Origin of the sequence: Pseudoalteromonas sp. c7(2019), from assembly GCF_011378625.1 — a bacterium.
GTDB lineage: Bacteria > Pseudomonadota > Gammaproteobacteria > Enterobacterales > Alteromonadaceae > Pseudoalteromonas > Pseudoalteromonas arctica.
The window spans coordinates 308,756-335,000 of the sequence record NZ_WTKS01000001.1 but is presented as its reverse complement, the minus strand read 5'-3'; the positions used below and the strand labels follow the sequence as shown (position 1 = coordinate 335,000).

At 38.8% G+C, this 26,245-nt stretch carries 22 protein-coding genes; 5 read left to right on the top strand and 17 right to left on the bottom strand.

Annotated elements, in window-relative coordinates; translation table 11 throughout:
- Positions 1-3: 3 nt before the first annotated feature.
- The 4 genes from GQR38_RS01430 to GQR38_RS01415 all read right to left on the bottom strand — a co-directional run bounded on the left by GQR38_RS01430 (position 4) and on the right by GQR38_RS01415 (position 4,166).
- Positions 4-1,248, bottom strand: a complete 1,245-nt coding sequence (locus GQR38_RS01430; protein WP_165721538.1) for a lipoprotein-releasing ABC transporter permease subunit — start codon at positions 1,246-1,248, stop codon at positions 4-6.
- Positions 1,238-1,936: a lipoprotein-releasing ABC transporter ATP-binding protein LolD gene (lolD, locus tag GQR38_RS01425; RefSeq protein WP_007375330.1), complete on the bottom strand. Its 699-nt coding sequence runs from the start codon at positions 1,934-1,936 to the stop codon at positions 1,238-1,240. Before lolD ends, GQR38_RS01430 begins: the two co-directional genes overlap by 11 nt.
- Positions 1,929-3,146 (bottom strand): lipoprotein-releasing ABC transporter permease subunit, encoded by a 1,218-nt coding sequence (locus GQR38_RS01420; protein WP_165721537.1) that lies wholly within the window; start codon positions 3,144-3,146, stop codon positions 1,929-1,931. Before GQR38_RS01420 ends, lolD begins: the two co-directional genes overlap by 8 nt.
- A gap of 147 nt (positions 3,147-3,293) precedes the next feature.
- Complete coding sequence (locus GQR38_RS01415) at positions 3,294-4,166, bottom strand: LysR family transcriptional regulator (protein WP_206005988.1); 873 nt, start codon at positions 4,164-4,166, stop codon at positions 3,294-3,296.
- A gap of 134 nt (positions 4,167-4,300) precedes the next feature.
- Between GQR38_RS01415 and GQR38_RS01410 the strand changes: the two genes are divergently transcribed.
- Together GQR38_RS01410 and fghA are read left to right on the top strand one after the other, a co-directional pair.
- On the top strand, positions 4,301-5,422 hold the full coding sequence (locus GQR38_RS01410) for an S-(hydroxymethyl)glutathione dehydrogenase/class III alcohol dehydrogenase (protein ID WP_007375333.1): 1,122 nt from the start codon (positions 4,301-4,303) through the stop codon (positions 5,420-5,422).
- A gap of 72 nt (positions 5,423-5,494) precedes the next feature.
- Positions 5,495-6,337: an S-formylglutathione hydrolase gene (gene fghA / locus GQR38_RS01405; RefSeq protein WP_101164039.1), complete on the top strand. Its 843-nt coding sequence runs from the start codon at positions 5,495-5,497 to the stop codon at positions 6,335-6,337.
- Here the strand turns inward: fghA and GQR38_RS01400 are convergent.
- Together GQR38_RS01400 and GQR38_RS01395 are read right to left on the bottom strand one after the other, a co-directional pair.
- A complete protein-coding gene (locus GQR38_RS01400) occupies positions 6,291-6,629 on the bottom strand; it encodes a hypothetical protein (protein ID WP_010554463.1) in 339 nt (112 codons plus the stop codon). The genes fghA and GQR38_RS01400 overlap by 47 nt on opposite strands.
- Before the next feature lie 72 nt (positions 6,630-6,701).
- Positions 6,702-8,219, bottom strand: coding sequence for a BCCT family transporter (locus GQR38_RS01395; RefSeq protein WP_346774067.1), 1,518 nt, complete (start codon positions 8,217-8,219; stop codon positions 6,702-6,704).
- 213 nt (positions 8,220-8,432) lie between these two features.
- On the opposite strand from GQR38_RS01395, the gene GQR38_RS01390 reads away from it, so the two are divergent.
- The gene (locus tag GQR38_RS01390; RefSeq protein WP_024590122.1) at positions 8,433-8,849 is read left to right on the top strand and encodes an MgtC/SapB family protein; all 417 of its coding nucleotides are present in this window, start codon (positions 8,433-8,435) and stop codon (positions 8,847-8,849) included.
- A 107-nt stretch (positions 8,850-8,956) separates the two neighbouring features.
- Here GQR38_RS01390 and GQR38_RS01385 read toward each other — a convergent pair whose 3' ends face one another.
- Both GQR38_RS01385 and GQR38_RS01380 read right to left on the bottom strand, forming a co-directional pair.
- On the bottom strand, positions 8,957-9,982 hold the full coding sequence (locus tag GQR38_RS01385) for an energy transducer TonB (RefSeq protein ID WP_165721535.1): 1,026 nt from the start codon (positions 9,980-9,982) through the stop codon (positions 8,957-8,959).
- 180 nt (positions 9,983-10,162) lie between these two features.
- Positions 10,163-12,070 carry a beta-ketoacyl synthase gene (locus GQR38_RS01380; RefSeq protein ID WP_165721534.1) on the bottom strand — a complete coding sequence of 636 codons (1,908 nt, stop codon included), beginning with the start codon at positions 12,068-12,070 and terminating at the stop codon, positions 10,163-10,165.
- A 125-nt stretch (positions 12,071-12,195) separates the two neighbouring features.
- On the opposite strand from GQR38_RS01380, the gene GQR38_RS01375 reads away from it, so the two are divergent.
- The gene (locus GQR38_RS01375) at positions 12,196-13,206 is read left to right on the top strand and encodes a helix-turn-helix domain-containing protein (protein WP_165721533.1); all 1,011 of its coding nucleotides are present in this window, start codon (positions 12,196-12,198) and stop codon (positions 13,204-13,206) included.
- Between the two features lie 54 nt (positions 13,207-13,260).
- Here the strand turns inward: GQR38_RS01375 and GQR38_RS01370 are convergent, their stop codons facing one another.
- Genes GQR38_RS01370 through GQR38_RS01360 form a run of 3 tightly spaced genes read right to left on the bottom strand, consistent with a single transcriptional unit; the run spans position 13,261 to position 16,293 of the window.
- A complete protein-coding gene (locus GQR38_RS01370; protein WP_007582656.1) occupies positions 13,261-13,773 on the bottom strand; it encodes an MgtC/SapB family protein in 513 nt (170 codons plus the stop codon).
- Positions 13,774-13,781: 8 nt separating this feature from the next.
- Positions 13,782-14,894: a GNAT family N-acetyltransferase/peptidase C39 family protein gene (locus tag GQR38_RS01365; RefSeq protein ID WP_165721532.1), complete on the bottom strand. Its 1,113-nt coding sequence runs from the start codon at positions 14,892-14,894 to the stop codon at positions 13,782-13,784.
- Between the two features lie 4 nt (positions 14,895-14,898).
- Positions 14,899-16,293 carry a RimK family protein gene (locus GQR38_RS01360; RefSeq protein WP_101164034.1) on the bottom strand — a complete coding sequence of 465 codons (1,395 nt, stop codon included), beginning with the start codon at positions 16,291-16,293 and terminating at the stop codon, positions 14,899-14,901.
- A gap of 293 nt (positions 16,294-16,586) precedes the next feature.
- On the opposite strand from GQR38_RS01360, the gene GQR38_RS01355 reads away from it, so the two are divergent.
- Positions 16,587-16,925, top strand: coding sequence for a zinc ribbon domain-containing protein YjdM (locus GQR38_RS01355; protein ID WP_165721531.1), 339 nt, complete (start codon positions 16,587-16,589; stop codon positions 16,923-16,925).
- Positions 16,926-17,091: 166 nt separating this feature from the next.
- Here the strand turns inward: GQR38_RS01355 and GQR38_RS01350 are convergent, their stop codons facing one another.
- From GQR38_RS01350 to secD, 6 genes are all read right to left on the bottom strand, one after another.
- Positions 17,092-20,076, bottom strand: coding sequence for an AAA family ATPase (locus GQR38_RS01350; protein WP_165721530.1), 2,985 nt, complete (start codon positions 20,074-20,076; stop codon positions 17,092-17,094).
- Positions 20,076-20,690, bottom strand: a complete 615-nt coding sequence (locus GQR38_RS01345) for an ABC-three component system middle component 1 (protein ID WP_165721529.1) — start codon at positions 20,688-20,690, stop codon at positions 20,076-20,078. The genes GQR38_RS01350 and GQR38_RS01345 overlap by 1 nt, the downstream gene beginning before the upstream one ends.
- Entirely contained in the window at positions 20,683-22,569 is a 1,887-nt protein-coding gene (locus tag GQR38_RS01340) for an ABC-three component system protein (RefSeq protein ID WP_165721528.1), read from the bottom strand. The genes GQR38_RS01345 and GQR38_RS01340 overlap by 8 nt, the downstream gene beginning before the upstream one ends.
- Positions 22,570-22,818: 249 nt before the next feature.
- The gene (locus GQR38_RS01335) at positions 22,819-23,295 is read right to left on the bottom strand and encodes a GreA/GreB family elongation factor (protein WP_165721527.1); all 477 of its coding nucleotides are present in this window, start codon (positions 23,293-23,295) and stop codon (positions 22,819-22,821) included.
- A 181-nt stretch (positions 23,296-23,476) separates the two neighbouring features.
- Positions 23,477-24,412, bottom strand: coding sequence for a protein translocase subunit SecF (gene secF, locus GQR38_RS01330; protein WP_165721526.1), 936 nt, complete (start codon positions 24,410-24,412; stop codon positions 23,477-23,479).
- The gene (gene secD / locus GQR38_RS01325) at positions 24,405-26,243 is read right to left on the bottom strand and encodes a protein translocase subunit SecD (protein WP_165721525.1); all 1,839 of its coding nucleotides are present in this window, start codon (positions 26,241-26,243) and stop codon (positions 24,405-24,407) included. The genes secF and secD overlap by 8 nt, the downstream gene beginning before the upstream one ends.
- Positions 26,244-26,245 lie beyond the last annotated feature (2 nt).

Sequence of the window (26,245 nt, the reverse complement as noted above, 5' to 3'; positions counted from 1 at the left end):
TACCTAGTTACCAAGCACCTTGGCAGGATCTACGCGCGTTGCTTGCCATGCAGGATAAATAGTGGCAAGTATCGCAAGCACAAACGTAACAATCACTGTAATACCAATGTCTTCAAGTACTAATTTACTTGGTAAAAACTCTATAAAATAAACGCCCTCAAGTGGATTGGCTCCAAATAATTGGCTTATCCACGTAAAAAGCTCACTTATATTAAGCGCTAATACCACACCAATTAGTGTTCCTAGTGCCACGCCTACAAATGCTTGCATTAAGCCTTGCATTACAAAGGTGGCTAAAATAGTACTGTCTTTCGCGCCCATGGTTTTTAAAATTGCGATATTGCCTTGTTTTTCGCGTACTTCCATTACCAAGGAGGACACAATATTAAAACTGGCTACCGCTATAATTAAAAACACCACAATATAAACAATGGTACGTACCATTTGAATATCTTGATAAAGGCTGCCTTGGGTTCTAAACCAACTGGAAACATACACGTAGTCGTCAATAGTTTGGCCCACTTTTAGCGCTATTTGGTGCGCCGAAAACACATCATCAACACTTAACCGCAGCCCTGTTACTTGAGTTTCATCGTAACCCAATGTTTGCTGCGCTTTATTAAGATGTATAAACGCAGCGGTACTATCAATGGGGCCGCCCATTTCTATAACACCTGCAAGGTTAAGTGTTACGCGTTTAGGCGCTAATAATGACTGACCTTTTTGGCCTATTTGCGGAATAAGTAACGTAATGTTGTCGCCTACTTTTGCATCTAACTGTTTTACTATTTGCTTACCTAAAATTACATCGTCAAGGCCTAACTGGCTCACTAACTTACCACTGGTAAACTGATTTACCGCCGATACATTACTCTCGATCGATGGCTCAACACCTCGAATTTCTATCGCTTTTAGCTGGCTTTTATATTGCGCCATCCCATTCACTGCAATAAATGGCGCAGCCCCTGTTACATGCGGTTGTGTTTGTAAATCCTCAACTTTTTGCGACCAATTCGCGATGGGTCTACTTGGTGCTACATATTCAACCTGCGGCACAACACTTAGCAATCTATGTACTAGTTGCTGCTCAAAACCATTAATTACCGACAGCGCCACAATTAAAACCGCGACACCTAATAAAATACCAATAGTCGACGCTTTAGCGATAAAACTAACAAAGCCGTTTTTTTCATCTTTGTGGCCTGAATAGGCTCTAAAACGTTTACTTAAAAATGCACTAAGCAACATGCTGCGACTCTTTAATAGCTAGTTTTCCATCGTCTAAATAAGCTATTTTGCCTAGCTTATCGGCAAGTTCTAAATCGTGTGTAACTACCACAAAACTCGTGTTTAAGCTTTGGTTAAGCTCATTTATTAAATCGTAAATTTTAATCGCATTTTGTTTATCTAAATTACCGGTTGGTTCATCAGCAAGCACAAGCGCAGGTTTAGTAACCAGTGCGCGGGCAATAGCCACGCGTTGGCGCTCTCCACCAGAAAGCGCAGACGGTTTATGCGAGCTGCGATGTGCAAGGCCTACTTTTTCGAGCATATCGAGCGCTTGAGCTTTGGCTTCTTTTGCACTCAAGCCTTTAATTAATAATGGCATAGCCACGTTTTCGACTGCGCTAAACTCCATTAATAAGTGATGAAATTGATAGATAAAGCCCAAATTTTGGTTTCTAAATGCGGCTTGCTCTGTTCGCGAAAGTTTTGCAACTTCTTGGTTTTTAATTTTAGCGCTACCTGAGCTTGCGGTATCTAATGTGCCAAGTATGTGTAAAAGCGTACTTTTACCAGAGCCAGAACTCCCCACAATAGCGAGCATTTCACCTTGCTGAAGCGCTAAATCAACGCCTTTTAATACTTCAACTTGGTTGCTGCCATCTTGATAAACCTTACTTAAATTTTCACAACTAATTACTAAATCATTCATAACGTAATACCTCTGCTGGTTTTACTTTTGCGGCTTTACGCGCAGGATATAAGGTAGCTAAAAAGCTCATAGCAATACTGGCAAACGCTATTATTACTAAACTCAAAATATCAAATTTTACCGGAAGCTCTATACCCGCCAATAAGTTTAAGCCAACTAATGCAAGTAGCTCATTTATATATAAACTAAATATTACACCTAAAAATGCGCCTATTGCGGTACCAATTACGCCGTTATATAGGCCTTGCACCATAAACACTTTTTGCACTTGCGAAGGTGTTAAACCTAACGTTTGTAGTATGGCTACTTCACCTTGTTTTTCGCTTACCATCATGGTTAATGCCGATACAATATTAAATACAGCCACCAATACAATGAGGGCAAGCAACATAGACATAATGCGCTTTTCCATAGCAACGGCTGCAAATAGAGTACCTTGGGTACTGCGCCAATCACTATAATTATGATCTTGTAAAATACGCTGGCTTGCTTCAATAAACTCATCTAGTTCGAAAGGTTCGTGCAATGAAACACTTAAATTTGGGGCAGTGTTTTTATCCAGCTTTAACACCCGTTGTAGTGAAGCGCCACTCGTAAACGCAAGCGCCATATCTATCTCAGATCCGGTTTCGTATATTGCGGCAACTTTAAATAAACGCTGGCTGGGTACTCGCCCAAGTGGTGTATACGTTGAAGCATTAGGCATAATAACGCGAAGCTTATCACCCACGCTAACGCCTAATTTACGACTCAAATAACGGCTTATAGCAATGTTGTAATTTTTGTTTAATACAGTTTTCCAATCGCCTTGCACTATTTTATCGGTAATTCTATACAAAGAACCACTATCGTTATAAAGGCCTTGTAATAAAACGCCGTGCAAGTCTTTATTCGTTTGCAAAATAGCTTCACCGTGGCGATATAAGCTTACATGATCAACATAAGGAGATTGTTCGAGGTCGGTTTTTAGGGTGTTCATTTGGGTGGCAGTGTTTTTACCTGCGCTAACTTCAACATGCGGAATAAGTCCAAGCATATTGGTTTTTAGGCTATTTTCAAACCCGTTCATTACACTGCTTACCGTAAATAATGCCATTAAACCAATAGCGATACCGGCAATAGAAAAAAACGAAATAAACGATATAAACGCATTTCCTTTAGAGGAGCGACTATATCTAAGCCCTATAAATAAGCTAACCGGTTGAAACATATTATTTTTAACACTTATCGTAAAAGTATTGAGCAATAGTAGCACGAAAAAAGTGCCTTTGGGTATGGCGTAAAATGTAAGAAATAATTTAAAAATCTGATACTTGGCTATATTTACAGCAATACGTGTTTAACCATTAATTCGCGGTTAAGTTTTCAGCCCTTTAACTAAATAATCGAGCAATACCCGTACATTAGTGGCCACAAACTGCCTTGGCGGATACACGCCCCATACTCCTTCTTGCTGTGGTTGATAGGGTGTTAAAATAGGCACTAATTGTCCTGAGTTAATTTCGTTTTCAATGTAGTAGTCTGGGAGTTGTACAATACCGAGCCCCTTTTTTGCGCCATCCACCAGCGCCCAACCACTATTACACTGTAGCCGCCCCGCTATTTTAATGTGTTTATCGCGCCCATTTTCGTTTACGCGCCAGTAGCTACTATTCCCAATTAAACATTCATGGCTGTTTAGCTCGCCTAAAGTATGCGGCTCACCAAATCGCGTTAAATACTGTGGTGCCGCGCACATAATAAAACGCCGCGCACTTAACCTACGCGCTTTTAAGCTCGAATCTTTTAAATGCCCAAGCCTTATTGCTAAATCAAATCCTCCTTCTAATAAGTTTTCTTGCTCGTTACTTAGTGTGGCAACAACTTCGACCTCGGGATGATCCTTCATAAAATTATGCACTATAGACATAATGAACGTTTCCCCATACATAACAGGGGCTGTGAGCTTAATTTTACCCTTTGGTGTAGTTTGGTGCGTGGCAAGACCTTGAGTTGCCTCATCCATAGCATGTTGTAAGTGCTTTATTTGATGTAAATACACTTCGCCTTCTTTAGTTAAAACCACTTTACGAGTAGTACGGGTTAAAAGCTGGGTATTTAAACGTTGCTCAAGCGCCGTAACATGGCGGCTAATATGCGCAACCGAAAGCCCAAGCGTTTTTGCAGCCGCAGTAAAGCTGCCCTCCTCCCCTACAGCTATAAACTCATCTATTCCATTCCAACGCGCCATTATTACCATACTGTAAAAGTGTTTTAATAAAATTGAGATTATCATTATTTGAGAAACAAATACAATAAGCCCATCACCCAAGCAAATTGGGTCTACAATTATTTTTTAATAGCCAGTTAAAGGAAATAAAACACATGTCTGAATTTATTAAATCAAAAGCTGCCATTGCTTGGGGTCCTAATCAACCACTTAGTGTTGAAGAAGTTGATGTGATGATGCCTAAAAAAGGCGAAGTAATGGTAAAAATTACCGCTACAGGTGTGTGTCATACCGATGCATTTACATTATCAGGCCAAGATCCTGAAGGCATATTTCCTGCTATTTTAGGTCACGAAGGCGCTGGTGTTGTCTATGCTGTTGGCGAAGGCGTAACGAGTGTTGAAGTTGGGGATCATGTTATTCCTTTATACACTGCAGAATGTGGCGTATGTAAAATGTGCACTTCAGGTAAAACTAACCTGTGTTCAGCCGTGCGCGAAACACAAGGTAAAGGCCTAATGCCAGACGGCACTACACGCTTTTTTAAAGATGGCCAACCAATTTATCATTACATGGGTACATCAACGTTCTCTGAGTACACTGTATTGCCAGAAATTTCACTCGCTAAAGTAAATAAAGAAGCATCACTAGAAGAGATTTGCTTACTCGGCTGTGGTGTAACAACAGGCATGGGCGCAGTTACCAACACTGCTAAAGTAAAGCCTGGCGACACTGTTGCTATATTCGGCTTAGGCGGTATTGGTTTGTCTGCGATTATTGGCGCAAAAATGGCTGGTGCGGGTCGTATTATTGGTGTTGATATAAACACCACTAAATTCGATTTAGCTACAAAACTAGGTGCAACTGATTTAATTAACCCAAAAGATTTCGACAAGCCAATTCAAGAAGTTATTGTTGAAATGACAGACGGCGGCGTTGACTACTCGTTTGAATGTATCGGTAATGTTGACGTTATGCGCTCAGCACTTGAGTGTTGCCATAAAGGTTGGGGAGAATCGGTAATTATTGGTGTGGCGGGTGCTGGCCAAGAAATATCAACCCGTCCGTTTCAACTGGTAACTGGGCGTGTATGGCGTGGTAGCGCATTTGGTGGTGTTAAGGGCCGTTCACAACTTCCTGAAATTGTTGAGCGTTACATGGCGGGTGAATTTGCTCTTAGCGACTTTATTACTCATACAATGGGCCTTGAAGATATTAATGAAGCGTTTGACTTAATGCACGAAGGCAAAAGTATTCGTACAGTCATTCATTACTAATAAACTGCATTCGTAAAATAGCTTATTAATAAGCCGTAATACTTTTAAGTTTACGGCTTTTAAGGATTAAGTATGTTAGAAAATATCTCAAGTGTAAAAGTGTCTGGCGGTTGGCATAAACAATATACTCACAGCTCGCAAAGTACACATAGCACTATGCGCTTTGCCGTATTTTTACCACCTGGCGCAAGTGAGACAAACAAAGTACCGGTACTTTATTGGCTATCAGGTTTAACCTGTACAGACGAAAATTTTATGCAAAAAGCCGGCGCATTTAAAAAAGCAGCTGAGCTGGGTATTGCTATTGTAGCGCCTGACACTAGCCCGCGCGGCGAAAACGTCCCCAATGAAGACAGCTACGACTTTGCACAAGGCGCAGGCTTTTACGTAAATGCCACGCAAGCTCCTTACAACACTCATTTTAATATGTACGATTATGTTGTTAGTGAATTACCAGCACTTATTGAACAACATTTTCCGATTACAAGCACAAAAGCAATTAGTGGTCACTCTATGGGCGGGCACGGTGCATTAATGGTTGCACTTAAAAACCCGACTTCGTTTGTAAGTGCCTCGGCTTTTAGCCCTATTGTAAATCCGATTGAATGCCCTTGGGGTGTAAAAGCATTTACTGGTTATTTAGGAAATGACAAAGCGCTTTGGGCACAATATGATAGCTGCGAGTTGATGAAAAACGCAGAGCAAGCTCATTACTTACCCATGTTAGTGAGTCAAGGTGATGCTGATGGCTTTTTACAAGAGCAACTTAAGCCAGAAAACTTAGTCGCTATTGCTGATAAAAAAGGCTACCCACTTACACTTGAAATGCAAGCAGGCTACGATCATAGCTACTTTTTTATAAGCAGCTTTATTGACCAACACTTATTATTTCATCATCAGTTTTTAACTGCATAGGCTCATTAGTGTGTAGGGATGACTTTTCTAACTCTACACACTCTTTCAATACTTTACTCACTTGCCTGCATACTTGTACCGTATTGTTATTGCCCTTACCTTTAATAAATTCAACTATAGCCATATCGGCTTCAACACCGAGTTTAGTAAAGCTAAAGCCCTCTTTATCTTTTACAACAGGCCCCGCATTTACTGGGCCAGGTTGAGAGCGCGCTGCCCCATCTAAAATTATACCCGCAGCAGCGCAACCAATTAATACATTTGAAAATAGAATAATCAATAAAGTACGCATTATTAACCCCACCAATATAATTACCTAAATTATATACAATTTTAAAAATAGCATTGTAAAAAAATATAAGCCTTAGTGCTTAAATTCACGTATGAACTCTTTAATAAAACCAATTAATTGCAATATAAATATAATTAAAAAAGGAAGCGCTCCAATAATAGCAACGCTTCTTTTTAATGGTTCATTGTTTTGTACTAACAAAACAAAAGCGCATAAACCTAGTGCAAACGACCAAGCATACAAGCTCCATGTTTGAGCTTCACTTGCACCACTTAATTGGCGAATAACCAAAACAGCAGAGTCTGCTGATGTGGCTACAAAAATGAGTAGAAGCAATAAACTTGACCAAATTAATAGACCGCCTTGCCAGCCTAATTGCTCGAAAAATACAAACAGCCCTTGCGTATAATCGGCTTTAATAGCCTCTAAAATGCCTGCATTGTGAGTTTGATCCCACGCAATTGCAGAGCCCGAAAACACACTAAACCATATAATAGTCACAAAGGTTGGTACAAATACGACACCTAAAATGTATTGCCAAACCGGCCGTCCTTGGCTAATTTTTGCCAAAAACACACCAACAAACGGGCCCCAAGCTAACCACCAAAAATAGTAATTGTATGTCCAACCTGTTGCCCATGCGGGGTCATTAAGTACGCTTTCAAACTGCCATGTACCTGTGGTTATGAGCTGAATGTAATCCCATGTTCCTCCTACAGCTATGTCTATAATTGGCTTTATAGGCACAAAAATTAATAGCCATGCTATAAGTGCAAATGCTAAAAACACATTAAACTTACTAAGAGTTTGAATTCCTTTTTTAAGCCCCAACTTTGCAGAAATGGTATAAAGCAGCGCAATTAAAAAAATAATAATAAGCCCCGAAAATAAAGCAGACTCAACCCCTAGCTCAAGCTCGAGCCCTTTACGCAGTAATAAAGTTGAATTAGCAATTGTGCCCACGACACCAAAAAATATTGCAAGTATGGCAATTAATTTAATGCTAAAGCTCAGCTGTAACTGCCAAGCCCGATTAATAACGCCTTTAGTTGCACTGATCACAGGAGCACTAATATCGCCCGCTTTACCACTATTGCGAGTAAGCCCACCTAATAACAAGCCAAATACTGCATAGAGCGCCCATGCATGCGCGCCCCAATTAACTAAGGTAAGCGCCAAACCACTTGTTTGGTGGTTGGGATACAAGCTTTGCTTTAAAGGCGAGTTAACCGTGTGTAGTGCAGGCTCTGCTACTCCCCAAAATATAAGTCCTGAGCCCATCCCTGCTGCAAACAACATAGAAAGCCAACCAAAGGTACTAAACTCAACAAGTGCTTGCGCTCCTCCTATTTTTCGTTGCCCTAATGGGCTTATAGCAATAGCTATCACAGAAAAAAGTAACAAGTTTACCAATATAAAAAATGGCGACCCTAAATAACCTAAAATTTTATTAATAGCGGGTTGTAAGTGCTCTGTGAGTAATTCAGGAAATAAAAAAGCAATAACAGATAACACAACGCAAAATAGTAAGGCTGTTTTTTCAAGCTTAGTGGGTGTGCTTAATGTTTTATTTAAAGGCAAGAGATTCACATAGGTGTCTTTTAGTCTGGATAAAAGAATACGGGGCTTTAAAACTCAGATCAAATTAACTATTGCGTAAAATAGTAATAAAAACATGTAAAAGTTTCCTCAATAATTCTTGTTAAATATAGATATTAACAATAAACCATTGATTACTAGTCATTTATTCCATGGCTTGCTGTTTGCTTATTATTAACAAAGTTAACCAGCACAGGCTCAATAATGGAAATTGATTTACAGTGGAATGAAATCATTGATAACTTAATACACTTAGGTATTGCATACCTACTTGCACTACCCATGGCATACGACAGAGAGCGTAGTAATGATGGCGCAGGCCTTCGTACCTTTCCTCTTGTTGCTGTTGCATCGTGTGGGTATGCATTAATTGCTATGTCGGTTTTAGATGGCGCAGAAGCTCAATCAAAAATGTTGCAAGGCATCATTACTGGTATTGGTTTTATTGGCGGTGGCGCAATTTTGAAAAATAACAAATCAACCTCCGGCACAGCAACCGCAGCCAGTATTTGGAATATGGGCTTAATTGGTATAGCTGTAGCCTACAGCCGTTACGAAATAGCCATTTTACTTGCCATTATTAATTTTATAACGCTTAGGTATGTAAAAAAGTTTAAGTAACAGTTTTTTTAATAAGTATTGCAGCAAAATTCCAATGCATTATTTGAATAGCCAAAACTTATTAATGCAATAACTCCCCATAATTTATATGTGGGGAGTTACAATTTTTATAAAAAGCTTTCACCGCTTTGCTTAAGTGTAATTGTTTGTGCTTGAGCGCTTTTTATTAATAATCCACAACGCAAATCATTTTTCGAAATAACAATTTTATCAATTGTATTAGTGTCATAGTCAACGACTTTGTTTTCGCATCTAAGTTGCACTTTGCTCAGTGGTAATTCTGATTCTAATTTAACTTCAGACTTCGACATCATAGGCATTACAGCTTGTTCTGAAGCTAAACTAAATTGTTGCTTAATATCTCCCGAGTTTTTATAAATATCGTTCACTTGAGTTAACAACTGTTCCTTGTTTTGCTCTGTAAAGGTTATGGATTCAATATTGCCTAGTGCATCTATTGCATCATAAGCACGTACATAATCTTGTTTTGATATAAACCACTGTAAAGCGTTTTTAATCACACGTTTTTGAATTTGATCCGGTAGATTAGCTCTAAATAAAAACGCTTCGTAGATATGCTGATCAAAGCTCTTCCAGTCTTGGACAAAATAACTGTGCTGGCTTTTAAGCCATGCAAGCAAAACAATCTCAACCGTATTTTTTGTATGTTCATTTTCTAATTCATCGATACGGCTTTTAGCTTCATCGTATTTCTTTTCGTCGATTAATTTACTAGCTTGCTCATAATCATTAAAAAAGCCGCGAGACGCTTTATCGTTTGAAAAATTAATATGTAAATTTTGCGAACTTACAGTAATGGTTTTTGCTACAGGTATAGCCTCACCATTTAATTTTGCACTTTGGTAGTTGAGCTTAGACACGTAATCCATTACTTCTCTTTGATACTTTTTTTGCCCAACCGTAGCTACAATTTCTATATCACTAACCTGCCCGCTTTTATCAACCACGTAACTGCTCAAATTAATCCCCTCTAACCTCGAAGCGCGCGAAGAAGTATTAGTGAGCTGATCGTAGTTTTTATTAATCACTTCTGCAGGAATAAAGTCGTCTGCAAAAACAGAGAGTTGAGTAAAAGTACAAGTTAAAGAAAGCGCTAATATGAGTTTTTTCATCAGTTTTATCCATCCTAGATAGTGTTTATATAATAGAAACAAACGATCAACATAAAAGCAAGTGTAAATACAAAAAATCAGTTCATTTAATGAGCTTCACTTAGAAAAAACTTAATAGATAAATATATTTGAGGCATTAAAAAAGGCGCTTAAAAGCGCCTTGCTAACAAGTATGTGTGCTTAAAACATATCTTGATAGGAATTTGTTGTGCTAAACGTAATTGCTTTTTCAAAGCCAGGTAACTGAATACTTTGCTCGTCTATTACAATGTCGTTGTCGTCAATAAGTCCGTCGCCAAAGCGGTAAATAAGCTCATATTGGCCTAAATCTGCTTGAGCTTGATACGTTTGTTGCGCGGCTTTAATTGCCACTTTTTTCTGCGCGTAACTACTCATAACTTCATCGCCATGGCGCTTAGCGAGCATTTGCATTGTTACTTTTGGTGAAAGTACGGTAGCTGTTGCATTGTTACCGCCAAAGCCTTTCGAATTTATAAAAGCAATATCCATATCGGCGCATTCGTAATGGCTATTACGAATATCAAGATGATCGGTGTAAACATCATCAGCCACTTTATCAATTGTGGTAATACCCGGCATAATATTATGGCTAAATACACCTAGAGCTATCGCTAATTGGTCGCCACTTGCAGGAGCTATAGTATGACCAACATAGGCTTTTGGCGCTGTCACTTTCCAATTATCAATAGCGAACGTTTGTGCCACTTTGTGATATATCAGCGACTCTGTTACGCGGTTTAGTGGTGTACTTGAGCCATGCGCTAAAATAAAGCTACGTTCTTGCAAAGCTTCTTTGCCTAAAAGGCTCGTTGCTAAAGCAGCCGATTTAGCCATGGTAATATAGTTACCAGGACCAGGTGACGTGATTGATTTTTTTATGCCATCTGCATTTACAAATACATCCGGTACGCAGCCCATAATGTCAGCGCCTAGTTCAAGGGCTAAGGCATCGTCCATTAAAATAGCAACTTGTGCGCCTTCACCTAATGTAAAGCCGCAGTTGTCGCCAAATGGGCGGCTACTTTTGCGATAATCTGGTTCTTCATCACTTGATAAGTTATCTAAACGGCGCAAACCTTCAACATTTGCAAGTGCGCTCATGTTACCAAAGCCTTCAATCACTTCTGGTGTAATAGCACACTCAACACTTGCGACAACCGCAACGCGTGTACGCCCTGCCTGTATGTCGTTAACCGCTGCACGTAAGTTGTATAAAAACGTAGCACAGGCGCCCGAGGTCGAAAACGTAGTCCCTACATTGCCCGTAACATACGCGTTAATAAAGTCGGTCGACATTGTATTTAAGCCCAGTGCTAACTGCTTAGTACTAACACGGTCGCCTTGTTGGCGCGCCTTTACTAAACCGCCTAGGCCTTTGTCGTCCATTTGGCCAATTACCGATGCTGAATAGGTACCGATTTTATCTGGCTCTACGCTATTCATAATATGCTGCCAATCAAGCCCTGTTGATTTAATAGCATCGGTAGCTGCAAAAATAGTAGCTTGCAGACCACGAGGCTGATAGCGGCTGTTATACATAACAGACGGATCAAACCCAGTCGGAAATTGCCCTGCAGATTTAATCGGGTTATCACGTGTTGAGTCATGCTTAACATCTAAGTCGGCTGCAATAGTTACTTTTACTTTTTTGCCTTCAAGTTCTTCAACTTGCCAGCTAGCTGGAACAGGTGTAGGTAAGTCGCGAGCGCGCGTTTCAAACACAATTGCGTTATCGCTTGATGCGTTTAGCGTCATTTTTTGCTGCCACGGTGTGGCATCTGCATCAAAGTGTTCTTTTTCAATTTTACGAATAAGAGTACCAGCAATAATTTGCTCACCAAAGCGTGCTTCTATGTCGCTTTGCTCAACATTATTACCTTGTGTATCTTGTAATTGGCCGTTTACAACGCTTACTAGATTCATCAGTGTGGCGAGGCCTAAGAATGTTTCACTGCGATCTTGAGCATTTAAACTATCTAACACGATACGGCGATAACCTTGATGAAAAGAAGTACGGCCAGCGGCGTTAATGCCACCCATGCCTACTATAACGGGTAATGCAGTCATAATTTACCTTTAAAAACGTGTTATTAGAAGAAGAGGCAGTTTAAATGGATTATGCACTATACATTGTGCTTTAATAGCCAAATATTCAGCACAAAAGGCCAAAAGGCACTGGTCGGAGCATTTATATGACTGAAAAAAACACTAATCCACCACTAAACATTGCTATAGCGGTATATCCGCATTTATTAGTTACCAGTTTAACGCTGCCTATTGAGATGTTAAGAGCCGGCGAGGCCTTTGCTAAAGGCCATATTGATAAGCAAAGCTTTAGACCGCTTGCTATAAATTTAGTGGCTAAAAATGCAGAATCTATAGCTACTCGCGCAGGCCTTGCGATAATTCCTGATTGCATAACAACTAATGCGCCCTACAGCGATTTAATTATAGTGCCCGGAATTTGGCGAAACCCACGCCCTGTAATGCGTACAAATCAAGACGTAGTTGATTGGCTAAGCGAGAGCTTTAGCGCAGGCAGTCATATAATTGGTGTAGGCACTGGCAACTGCTTACTAGCTGAGGCTGGCTTACTTGATGGGCACCCTGCTACAACCCATTGGCACTACGCCAATCAATTTAGCCACGACTACCCGTTAGTGCGTTTAAAACCCGACTTTTTTATAACCCAGTCAGAACGCATGTACACCGTAGCAAGCCTTAATGCCCTTGCAGATGTGATCGTACATATTATTAGTCAGTACTATGGAAAAGCCGCCGCTCAACATGTAGAGCGAAACTTTTCGCACGAAATACGTAAACCCTACGAAGATCAACGCTACTTAGAAGGTGCAGTTGACCGTCACCCAGACGAGCTAATTGCGCAAATTCAGTTTTGGCTAAAAACAAATTTAGCCACCGAGTTAAACCTGCAAGAAGTCGCTGCCCAATTTAGCTTGAGCTACCGTACTTTTACCCGCCGTTTTAGAGCCGCCACTAATCAAAGCCCTATTGAGTATTGGCAACAATTACGCGTAGAAGGTGCGAAGGAGTTATTAGCATCATCAAATTTATCAATTCAAGAAGTGGCTTTAGAAGTGGGATATAACGACCAAGGTCATTTAACACGCGTGTTTAAAAAAGTATTAAGCCAAACACCTAGTGGTTATAGAAAAGTAGTTAGACGAAAGTTATTTGGCTAATTATAGTGCTTGTTCGAGTAGTACTAATTTCAATAGCACTAAAAAACGCCACTTTTAGTGGCGTTCTGTGTCGTTAAATTCTTTTCGATAATAGCGCTTTTGATAGTTTTTTACTTTAGTGTGTACACCTTTACTTAAGCTTTTAAATTTAGCCTCAAGTACGTCAACACCGTATAAAATACCGACCACCAGCACCGAGAGTTTTATTGCAGCGCCAAGGTTTTCGGTCGCTATCATAACGCCTATTGATGCAAGCACCCAAATAGTCGCGGCTGATGTAACGCCAACTACCGCACCATCTTTAGCAAGCATAACGCCTGCCCCTAAAAAGCCAATACCTGTAATTATTTGCCCAACCACACGAGAGTGATCTATTACATCCCCTTGTAAATTAAACGCAGTGGATAAAAACAAATATGTACCCAAGGTTATCAGGGCTGATGTACGAATACCTACAGGTTTGCCGCGCAATTGGCGCTCTATACCAATAATGGCACCGCAAAAAGCCGCAGTACCAATAGCTGCCCACGAATACGGGGCTACATCAATTAAATCTAAAAAAGTCACTGTTAACCTTATATTTTATTAGCTATAGCCACCGCCGTTCTTAAACGTTGGCTACCAAACGCTGACATTTTACTAAAATCACTTCGTGCAATAGGTACATATTGGCAATCTATTGCGAGCTGTTTATCGTTACCGGGCTCACAAAACGGATCGTGAACATACACGCAGTGCTCATCAAGGTGCGTAACACACACCCAATGTGGTGATTTTTTACCATCAAAACTATATGTGCTAATTAATAACAGCACGCTAAAGCCTTTACTTAACCACTGCTCAATATGCTCAAGCTCTACATCTTTATGTGTAAGGGGTATATTTGCCTGTGCAATACCATCTACAAATTGTTGATGCACGGTGGCAAGTACCACTTTTTTGTTTTCGTTGCGTACGCCATCTAAAAACAAAGGCTCTGTGGTATTAACCATTACTTCGCTTTTAAAACCCCGCTTATGAGCGGCAAGTGCCAAACCAAATGGATGGCAACCACCATGACCCGATGTCATAAAAATGGTGGTACCTTCACGCCAAAGTGCCAGCTCATGTGATTGGCTAAGCTCAGTAGCTGGCTCAAGTGCCCCCATTGCCATTAGTAGCGCAGCAGGTCCGCACGTAAACTCAGTTGTTTGCTGATACCACGGCGTTAAACGCGCCACTCTTAACTCACTTGTTTGTCGAATGTTTTTTTGCATTCGTAGTGCGTCACTGTGGTCATCGTAATAATCGCTGTATTGACCAAACACTCTGTAGCCTAAGCTTTGATAAAGCCCAATCGCACCTTCGTTATTTACAGCCACTTCTAAACGAAGGTAAATACGAGCCCGCTCACACGTTTCTTTTTCTAGACTAGTAAGCAGTGCTTTTGCAATGCCTTTACCTTGCATAGTTGGTAAAACAGCAAGCGAATATAAACGCGCTAAGCGAGTCCCTTTATGGCACCATACTAGCCCATAGCCGCATATTTGCTCGCCACTTTCTGCAACGAGTAAAATACCGTGTTTTGCACTAAGCCAGCGTTTTAGACTGCGCGGGCTCAATTTATCGTTATTAAAGCAGGCGTTTTCAACGTCAATCAGTGCGTTTAAATCACTGCTAAGCGCCTTTCGAATAACAAGGTTGCTCATGTTATTACCCACGGCCTCGTGCTTCTAAGCGTTGTTTAAACTCATCCATAATGATCATGTATAGCTCATCGCCTAAATAGCCGTCTTCTACTTTGTGATCAATACTTGGGTTATCGTTTACTTCAAGCACGTATGCTTTGCCTTGATGCTCTTTAACATCTACGCCATATAAACCCCTACCCACTGTTTTACATGCTTTTAATGCTGCATCTAATACCGCTTTTGGTAACTCAAAGGTTGGCAAGGTTTCAAAGCCACCAGAGAAAAACCGTTTAGCGTCGTGGTTATAAATTTGCCAATGGTTACGCGCCATTAAATAGCGGCATGCATAAATTGCACGGCCATTTAACACACCCACTCGCCAATCGTATTCGGTATACATGTACTCTTGTGCAAGCACTAATGCGCTATATTCAAACAGCTCTGTAAGCTTAGCGGCAAGCTCATCACGGTTTGAAACTTTAAACACACCTTTTGAAAAGGACCCTTCAGGCATTTTTAAAACAAGCGGATACGTAAACGCTTCTTCTAATTGCTCAAGCGTTTCATTTGCTTGATCAGCCACTACAACCGTTTTTAAACTTGGCACTTTTTGGTAATTAAACGCATCGTGTAAATACACTTTATTACAACAACGTAAAATAGACTCAGCATCGTCAATAACCACTAAACCAAGGCTTTGCGCTTTGCTTGCAAGGCGATACGTTGGATGGTCAATCGCTGTAGTTTGGCGAATAAATAACGCATCAAACTGGGCAATGTTATCAATTTCGTCAAAGCTTAATGCTTGTGCATTAATACCGTGTTTAGCCGCTGCTTTAATAAAACGTGCAATGGCGTCTTTATCACTCGGTGGTACTTTTTCGTTATGATCAACAAGTATTGCCATGTCCCATCTAAAACGACGTTGTACCGAACTAATACGCCACTGCGTTTTAGTAAAGTTATCTAGCTTGGCTACAAATTCGCTGTACTGTTGCTCGTTTAAAGACGACATCGAGCCTTGTTGTAATAAGCCTTGCTCATCAACAAATAAAATAGGCGTTGGGTATTGTTTAAATACCGACTTTGCCGCTTTTGATTGTAAATCGTTTTGGGCATTACCAAAGTAAAGTGTGCCGTCTATTTGGCCCACATTTAACATAGGAGCTTGGCCACTACGAAGTGCATTAATGGTTTTTACACTGGGTAAAACTTGGTGCTTGCGCGCCTCAGCAAGTAACGAGCAATAGTAACCTTTGCTCAAGTATTGGCTTGAGTCGCACAGATTAATAATGCGTGTTTTTGGTTCGTTATGTTTTGGGTAATCACGTAAGTAGGTATTAAACGTAATTACATTTTCGAACGATTGAGCAAGCGTTTGCTCGTTGTTATCAACCACAATTAAGGTTTTAAACACGACTTTTCCTAGTTAAGTCAAAATATAAAAAGCATGCTTAGTAAAATACTAAGCATTATAAATAGAAACACCCATCGTACTAAGTGGGCATTGCGCGAATCACTTAATATGATGGGTGCTTTAACAGGTACCTACTGTACGAGTTAGCGCTTAAATTGCTTAAGCGACATGTGCTTTATATGCCCTTTTTTAAAAACGCACAAACGAGATATTTTTAGCGTGAAGATAAAAAATATTGATTAACTAATAACGCAGATTAAAATACGCAAAACAATACCTTATGAGAGTTAAAAATGTCGCTGCCTGCTTGCCCAAAATGCCAATGTGAATATGTTTACGAAGACCAACAACTGCTTATTTGCCCCGAGTGTGCTCATGAGTGGAACCCAAATAATACAAACGATGAAGACGCAATTTTAGTTAAAGATGCCAACGGCACTGTGCTAAGTGATGGCGACAAAGTGACAGTAGCCAAAGATTTAAAAATTAAAGGCAGCTCGCAAGTAATTAAAATTGGCACCAAAGCGGTAGTTAGAAGAGTGCTTGATAAAAAAGATCACGAACTTGATTGTAAAGTAGATGGCATTGGCGAAATGATGGTAACAGCGAAATTTGTGAAAAAGGCGAACTAGTTTGAGTAGGTCGGATAAATGGCGAAGCCATGTCATCCGACAATTAATTAATGAATATTAATAAGCGCGTTTATTGTGTTAGTAATTAGGATGGGTGCCATCCTAATTACCTAGGCGTCATCCTAATTCCGTTTGAATCATTCTAGTATTAAGAGGTTTTATAAAACTAAATCATTAATTCTTTCGATGTAACACCTTCATCTGTCGCAATTAAATGACACATAGTTACAGCAACACCATCATTCTCGAGCTTCCTTCTTAAGAAATTAGCTTGTACTTTATCATGAGTGGTTAATATGAGTTGAAACCCACCTTCGACTATAAAGTCTCTTAACAAATCAAATACAGAAGAGGAATGAACCAAATCATGATGTTGAGTAGGGTCATCTAAAAGCAAAGCTCTCCATGGAGACCAGTTCTGTTTTTGTGCCATAGCCATAAGAAATGTTAATTGTAAATCGGTTATCTGCGCTTCACTCGCAAGTGCACTCACAGGAGTCACTCCATTATGTAGAGGAGCGGAAATTGTTGCGACTGGCTTTTTATACTTAGTTTTAATATCTAGTTCTGTTTTAGAGTATCGTGGGTCAAGTACTATGCGGCTAAGTAAGGAACGCCATATTGGCTCAATTTCTTTAATTCTGCTATCAACCGTTTTGAGCTCACTAGCTAAATTATTAGAGAAGGAATCAAGTGTGTTTATTTTTTGTTCCAATACATTAAATTTCCCTTCTAGTTTGTGTCGCTTTGTGACCAATTGATCTAAAAAAATATTTTCTTCAATTTGACCTTTAATATCGTCTATATTCTTTTGTAAATTTTTAAAGTTTGTGTTCTCATTTCTTCTCGTAACTTCAATTTGGATATTATCTAGTAGCTCCTTTACTTTATAAATGTTATCCAACTGTTCCTTAATTCTGTCCATTTCTATTGATAGCTGAATAGCATCAGGAGAACCCTTTAAGTTCGCATTTTCCCAAGTAGCTTTCGTCTTATTAACTATTTCTAAATATCCAGAAGTAATTATTTGGGCTTGTTGTTCGTCTCTTATATTTCTTTCTATGATTAGATTAATCCTATCTAGTTCATCCTTAAACTTAAGAGTTATTCCTTTTGACTCATTAATTTCTTTTTCTATATCGCCAATTTTTTTTATATTTAACCTATCGAAATCTGTAACAACACTTGAGTCTAATGCTATTTTTTTCTGTTCTAAACTTCGATTTAGCTCCTCTTTATGAGTCTTCAGGCCAAGTACTTTGTTTTCAAGAAGTGTTAAAGACTCTTTGAGCTCACTTAGCTTGTTATCAAAATCTAAATTTAAAATCTTCTTTTGAACTAATAAATTAGCGATGTCTTCCGCTATTTTTTTAAATACTGATTTTAAAGCCTCTTCTGCATCATTTAGAAGCTTATTTCTACTAAGTTCTTTAATTTTCAATAATACATCACTAAAACGCTCAGGCAACTCTATACTTTCAACCAAACCTTTAATGCGTAATTCAATGCTAGTAGTCTGTTTAAGAACCGTTTGATAATAATTATCAACCCTTGACTGTTTTTCATTAGCCTCTATTTCAAGGCGCTCATTGATTTTGAGATTATCTTTTAATTTCTCTACATTGTTAGTTATTAAGGCAATTGAAGGGTCTATTTTGTCTAATTCTATATTAATTCTTTTTCTAAGCTCTACCACTCCATGGCTTTCACCACATACAGGACAGTCATTTTGATTGGCTGGTAAATTGGAAGAAATAATACCTACTGCAGAACGAATTGCATCAGTTGTTTTTGTTAGTTGAGATAAGTGAAGCTCTTCACGCTCTAACTCTGACTTAGCTTTATTCTTTAGTTCAAATTGCAATTGAGTTTTTTCTATGGATTCAAGACGACTTATTTCGGCTGTTTTTAATATATTTTGATTCTCAATTTGCAGCGCGTAAAACTCTCTTACGGTTTCTAAATTGATTTTAGCTCTGCTCGCTAAATCTTCTTCACGTTTAAATAAATCTAAATTTTTATCATTGTTCGCTAATTTGCTTTGTATATCACATTGGGCTAAATATTTTATCCTTAGCTCGGATTCTTCTCGTTCACACTTTTCTAACTCAAAAGAAATCGCAATCAGATTTTTATTAGTAAAACCAACATTATCTATCAATCTGTCATGTGAAATTATTCTATCCATCACAGTTTTTAATACATTAAGTTCTTCAAATTTCTTTTTATAGATTGCATTTTTTGAGGCTTCTTCTAATTGCTTTGATTCTAAGTTTTCTTTATTTATCTGTAATGATTTTTTATGCTTTTCATTTTCCTCCATTGCAGATTTAAGTTTAGAAACTGAATCGGGATAACTTTCAACTAAAGTTCTCATTTCAAGGAGTTTGCTTTTTCTATCCGCACTATCCTGAAGTTTTAATTCAGCATTCGCCCTTAACTTAATGGTATTGTCTTTTACTCCTTCGATATTATCTCCTGTAAATAGACAATCATGATTTAAATTTTTTGCAATCTCCTGTAACTGAAAAATCAAACTTTCAATAGGAACCAAAGGCCGATTAGAATCAGTTTCAATTGCAACTTTCTGTGTTATTAAATCTTTAAACTTATCTTCTTGGTCTTGCGCCTCGATTAAGTCTCTATTTTTATCTTTGCTATATGAATTCGACGAACGCTTTACACTCGTAATTAGCTTATTAACACTAAACGCATCTCGTCCAATGGGCAGCTTATTCAATTGTTCTCCGGCAGTACTTGATTGTACAAACCAATCACTTCCACGCTGATCCAACATATGAGTAAGCCTTAATAAGTAAGGCAAACCTTCGAAATCATCTGTATTTAATATACTGTTTAAATCGCCTAAAAATTTGGTTTTACCATCGTTAGTTATTTTCACTGACTTCTTCGTCAAACAGCTAAACTCCAGCGCAACATTAGCTTGTGCCTGTTTATCTCTAACTAATGTAGAAAGTTCATTTAATCGACTAACTTTCTCAGTCAATACAAGTTCAATAGCTTCAAATATTGATGTTTTTCCTGTTCCATTTGGAGCAATTATAATAGTTGCTTTTTCACCAAATTTAATTTTAGTATTGTCACCAAATCGTCGTAAGTTACTTAGCGTTAGAGATTTTAGTTTTGTCATTAAAAGTCACCCAATGTAATGGCTGGTTCAAATAATTCGTCAACAAGATCACTACCAGTCTTCCCAGAAAGAAAGGCGTTTCGCCACAGCATCTGCTCTTTCTCAATAAACCATGAGTGCTCTTCACCTGTTTTCTTTAATGCATCCAATAAAGGATCTGAGATTCTTGTGTCCGAGTCATCACCAATTAAGGGCTGAAGAAAGGTTCTTTTTAAAAACTCAGGTAGCAGTTCATCAGGTCGAGTGACATACTTCCTACAAAACTGCTCACTAGATTCAATCTTAGTTGCTTCCTCAAGACTAAGGTTGCATCTAGCTCCTTCAATAAAAAGGTATAAATCTGAAGCTTCTGGTTCTGTAAGTAGATCTCTACACGCAGCAGCCCATTTAATTACATTGAGTATTTCTTCTTTATCGGAGATAGAAGCAAGTAATATTGTTCTCCAGCCCCCTGAGTTATTGCTACTCCTTCGAACTCGCACTGATGTTTTCTCGATAAAGGGATCGTCTGAGGATAATAATATATCGTCAATTACTTCACTATTTTTTTGGATATCAAATCTATTTACTGTAATATTTTCAATTTCTAAAATAAGCTTTGCTATATTAAACACTGATCACTCCTTGAATACTTTCTTCTTTTATTAGTTCTCTAGACCTTAAGTTTTGTTCAAAAAAATCTCTTATTTCTTTTAAAGAACCTTTATTAACTAATCGTTTAAATTTCATCGAATTAGTAATTAATAAATCAGGAGTTTTGGATGTAGCAAGGCTATCCTTCTCACTCATGTCAAAAGCTAAACTCTCATTTAATACATCACTAGGTGAAGACGCGACTTGAGACATAATAAGTATAGAATCAAGCTCAGTTCCGAGCAGTGTTTCTATTCCATTTTCATCCGTGATTTCTCTCGAAGAACGCCCCATACCTGATGGACCTGCCCAATAATTCAGTGCTAATGTATTAATTTCACGTCCATCATTTGTAATATTCCAACAATCTGCCTTATCGTATAAGGCTGTAGATACGATTAATAAAAATTTAATACCATCAGCAAGTATATTTACTGTTTTAGGACCAACTCTTAGATCCGTAAATATATCATCACCTTCGCATTTTGGGCTGAGCATATTCTTCAAAAATAGGTTTCTATCATCAACGTCTGAATTAAATAAAACTTTCCATGAAACCCATCTTTCTTCAATTGCATCTCTAAGTGGAATATTTGTTAACGCTGAATTTTTACTTTCCAACAAGTTGCAAACTTGATCCCAACATACTCTATACATCTCATCTGAGAGTTTTTTTGCCTCTGCATCTCGTTCAAAGGAAAAGGTTAAAGCTCTATTTTCTGATTTGATAGTCCCTAAGTTACTTTGTCTCCAATTTAATCCTTTGAAATCATGATCACTTATCCCTAATGTTCCTCCAATAAGTTGCTGGGCCTGTGCTGTCCATACACCAAGCTCATTAAATGTCGCATTTGAGTTTCCTTCAAAGTGTAGCGAAAAACGTATAAGAGAAGATGTTAGCTTACATGGTGCATTGTGAGATTGCTGTTGAGTCATAACTCTTAAAGATGTTATATCCTTTTCACCCCAAAATTTTCTAGTTAAATCTTGTGGTTCTTCAATCATAGAGTGTCGCAAATTTGTTGTACCTGATATCCCCCAAGTAGTACCGACTCTGTCGTACTGAGACCATGTGCCTCTCTCTCTTATTAATTCCGTTTCTAATTCAGCAAGGAGAGTTCTTGGTTTTATAGCTGCTGTATAGCTGGAGTTCTCATCGATATATGAACTTATTTTTTGTCTAGCTTTACCTTTATCAATAAAGTGACGTTCTAAAATATTTTCTGTTTTATCCTCTAAGTCACTCTCAAGACCTGAAACCCTTATTTCTAATCTATTTAATGCTTTAATGATATGTGTCCAATCATCGAAGTCGCACCAGGTAGTTAACCAATCAAAGCCTTTTTTAACATTAGTATCTAAATTAGCAAGGTCAATAAGTGCCAACTCTGTAACTGAATTTGTTACATGCTGCACACTTAAGTCAACGAAATGTCGAATGGAATAATCTTTTTTTATTTCAACTGTATAATCAGGTACTTCAATAACAAAGCGGCGGGTATTAAGTTCGGTCGAACTCTTATCTTTTGACCATTGTGCCAGAGCGACAAGTGATTCATCCAATGGGGAGCGATCTTGTGGATTTCCTATATTTTCATCTTTCCCTGTCTTTTTTACCCCTCTCACAACGGATAAGGTTGAAAAAGGAGTAAGCTGCCTTTTAACCTGTATATGTTCAAGAACACCACAATCTAATTCTAAAACTAAATCATCCCACTTTTCTAAATCTCCTTGTTCACAACCTAATGATTTAATATGATTTCTGCCTTCGATAAAGGCATCCAACATTGTAGCAATATAATTTGTGGCTAGTGCTATCTCATAAATGCGAGTTTTATCTAAGCGAATTTTCTTTAACATAATTCCTTCATGCCATTTTTATCTTTAGCTTTTTGCTATTCCCATTAGATTTACATGGAAAGTGAGATTAAATATTGATACTTCTCAAGAATGCTTATCTATGTTGAGTCATTATTTAATATCCCATAGTTTCAAAATATTATAAATATAAACTCATCTTACAATCCGAAAATTAAGATAACGTTTTTTTAAATATAGTTGTGTTGGTGCTTTCTTGTCATCAAACGTTTCGATTACAAAAACAAAACTTTATAAAATCTCTACTACCGCATATTCGTGGATTTTACCTGCGATTGTTAACGTAATTTCATCATCACATTGTTTGTTTAATAACTGCTTACCCATTGGTGCGCCTGGTGTTACAACGGCAATTGCGTGCTCTTTAACATTTACTGTTAATCCACCAGCTGCTGGGCCTAAATAAAACCATTTTGGGGCTGCTTTATCATCCTCTAAACATACAAGCGATCCGACTATTATTTTGTCGGTTGGTTTTTCGTTAAAGGCAGGCTCAAACAATTCTATACTTTTATAGCAATCGTTTACGCGCTGGGCTTGGCCTTGTGCTAAATAAGCGGCTTCGAGTCCGAGGGTATCGTATTTATTTTCAGCTATGTTTTCTTCATGTGTGGCTGTGTCGTGCGCAGTTTTTGCCGCTACTTTTGCTGTTGTAAGCTGCGCTTCTAGTGCAAAACGAAGATGTTCGATAACGTGGGTTTTATTCATTGGGATTAATACAATACAGGCAGTAAAAATAAGGCAGCTAGTTTAACATTTTTGCTAGGCTTAAAACCATTGTTTTAAACCCCGCAAGTTTGGTGGGAATACTAGCGGGGCTTAAATTTGCATTAAACTAACAAAGAGCCGTTGGTTGGTGCAGCTCTTTGCTTGTGTTTTATTAAAAACCTTATGGCATATCTAATAATGTTTGCGTGTGGGCATCTACTTTAACTTCGTAGTTTTTAGCGCTTAAGCCCAATAGCTCTGGCAAGGTTGCCGCTATACAAATAGACGAGAAAGTACCCACTACAATGCCGGTAAATAATGCTATAGCAAAGCCTTGCAGTGGTGCACCTGCAAGCAACCAAACGCTCGCAACCGTTGCAAGTGTGGTACCCGACGTTATTAAGGTACGTGTTAGTGTGCTTTTAATCGCATTATTAATAATAGTCGCTGGGCTAAGTACATTGTTTGATTGAACACGTAAAAGCTCGCGTACTCTATCCCCTACTATTATTGAGTCGTTAAGTGAGTAACCAATAATAGCCAGTAAACTTGCCAGTACGGTTAGGTTAAACTCAATTTGTAATAGTGAAAATAACCCAAGTACGAGTATTAAATCGTGCACTAGCGCTACCACAGAGCCGAGTGCTAAGCGCCATTCAAAACGCACTGCAAGGTAAATCATTACCGCAATCATTGCAGCAAACATTGCTAAACAGCCTTGATCAAATAACTCATCGCCCACTTGTGAGCCAATATAAGCTGACGATAATACCTGTGCGTTTATATCATCGTTTTGTGTAACAGCGCTTTGCCAATCAAGGCTATTAGCTGTTGTTGATGCACTTGGCGCTTCTCTTAATTGAAAATGACTATTACCTTGCGCGGTTAGCTCAAACTCACCGTTGTGATTTTTAGCAATAAACGATTGAAGCTCTTTTAGTTCAACACTTTGGCTGGTTGTAAACTCAGTTAAATAACCGCCGGTAAAATCTAGGCCAAAATTTAGACCTTTTTGCGTAAGCGTAAATACGGATAGCAGCACTAAAATGGCACTTAAAAGCATACCCATAAAGCGTAAACGTGTGCCCTTTTCACCTTTCAAAAAATAATTAAGCATGTGCTTTTTCTCCTACTTTTTTACCCATTTTTAAATACAACGTTTGGCTTAATATTTTTGATACGTACACACCTGTAAATACAGACGTTAAAAGCCCCAGTGCGAGTGTAATGGCAAAACCTTTAACGGGCCCATAGCCTATGCCGTATAAGATAAGTGCGGTGATCATGGTGGTTATATTGGCATCAAATATTGTATTTGCGGCTTGTTTATAACCCTCTTGAATAGCTTGATATGGTGCACGGCCTTGGCGACGTTCTTCTTTAATGCGTTCAAATATTATTACGTTAGTGTCTACCGCCATACCTATGGTTAGCACCAGACCTGCAATACCCGGAAGCGTTAACACAACCCCTGGTAATAATGACATTAAGCCCACAAGCGACGTTAAATTTAATATAAGTGCTACGTTTGCAATAAGGCCTAAACGGCGATACCAAAGCGCCATAAATGCAAGCGTAATACCCATGCCTAACATAAGCGCGGCTAAGCCATTACTAATATTTTCGCTGCCGAGGCTTGGCCCTATTGTTTGTTCGTGCACAATTGTAACGGGTGCTGTAAGCGAGCCTGCACGTAATAACAATGCCAGATCGGCTGCCGCTTGTTGGCTTTTCATATTGGTAATACTAAAACGCGAACTTAAATGCTGAGCAATATTGGCAACATTAATAACTTCGCTTTTTTTAACTACTTCACCTTTAGCGTTTTGAGAGTACTCAGAGTAAACCGTCGCCATTGGCTTACCAATATTGGCTTTTGAAAACGCCGACATTGCATCCCCGCCTTGGCCGTCTAGGCTTAGTTGTACAAGTGGTTTACCCCAATCGTCGCGGCCTATGTTTGCATTATTAATATGATCGCCTGTAAAAATTGGCACAGGATCGAGCTTTATGGTTCCGCCCGATTGCATATTAAATGTTTGCCCGCCAATTTCTTTTAATTGATAAAAACCAAGCGATGCTGTTGCACCAATAATACGTTTTGCTTCGGTTGGATCTTGCACGCCTGGTAGCTCTATACGAATGCGGTGCTTTCCTTGGCGCTGTGTTACCGCTTCGGTAATGCCTAACTCTTCAATACGTGAACGAAGGGTTGTGAGTGTTTGCCCCATTACTTCTTTATCAAAGCTGCTGCGGCCTTGCTCTGAATAACTAAATTTGGCAGTTTTAACGCTGCCGTTATTGCTTGTTACAACGGCTAAATTAGCAAATCGGCTTTGTAGCTCTTCAATAACTGGGGTTAACTTGTCGGTTGAATTAGGCAATGCGTTTATTTCAAACCCGTGCTGAGTTTGCTGCGCTTTTACGCCATGTGCTTTTTGCTTAATGATGATTGATTTAGCTTGTTGATACGCACTGACTAATTGCTCATCAACGGCTTTATCTAAATCTACGTCTAGTACAAATAGCACACCGCCATTTAAATCAAGGCCCAGCTTTATTGGTGATAAACCAAAATCTTGTAACCATGTTGGGCTGGTTGCATGCTCAACAATTTTAACTTGCGTGTTTGGATATTGCGCTTTTATAGCCGCTTGCGCCTGAGCGCTTTTAGTTGGCTCGTTTAAAAGTATATTAATAGTCGATTGCTTATCTAAACCCTGCTCAACCTCTAGCCCTTGTTTATTTAAAAAAGTAACTAGCGTTTTAGTGCTCGGTAAAGATTGCGTTTCGCTGTGCGGCGTACTACTTACGTGCAACCACGATTTATTTGGATATAGGTTTGGTAATGCGCTGATAGCTAATAAAACCAATACTATTAGCATGGCTATATAGCTTAATTTGAACTTAGCCGAAGACGGCTTTTTATCTTTTTTAAAACTTAACATGT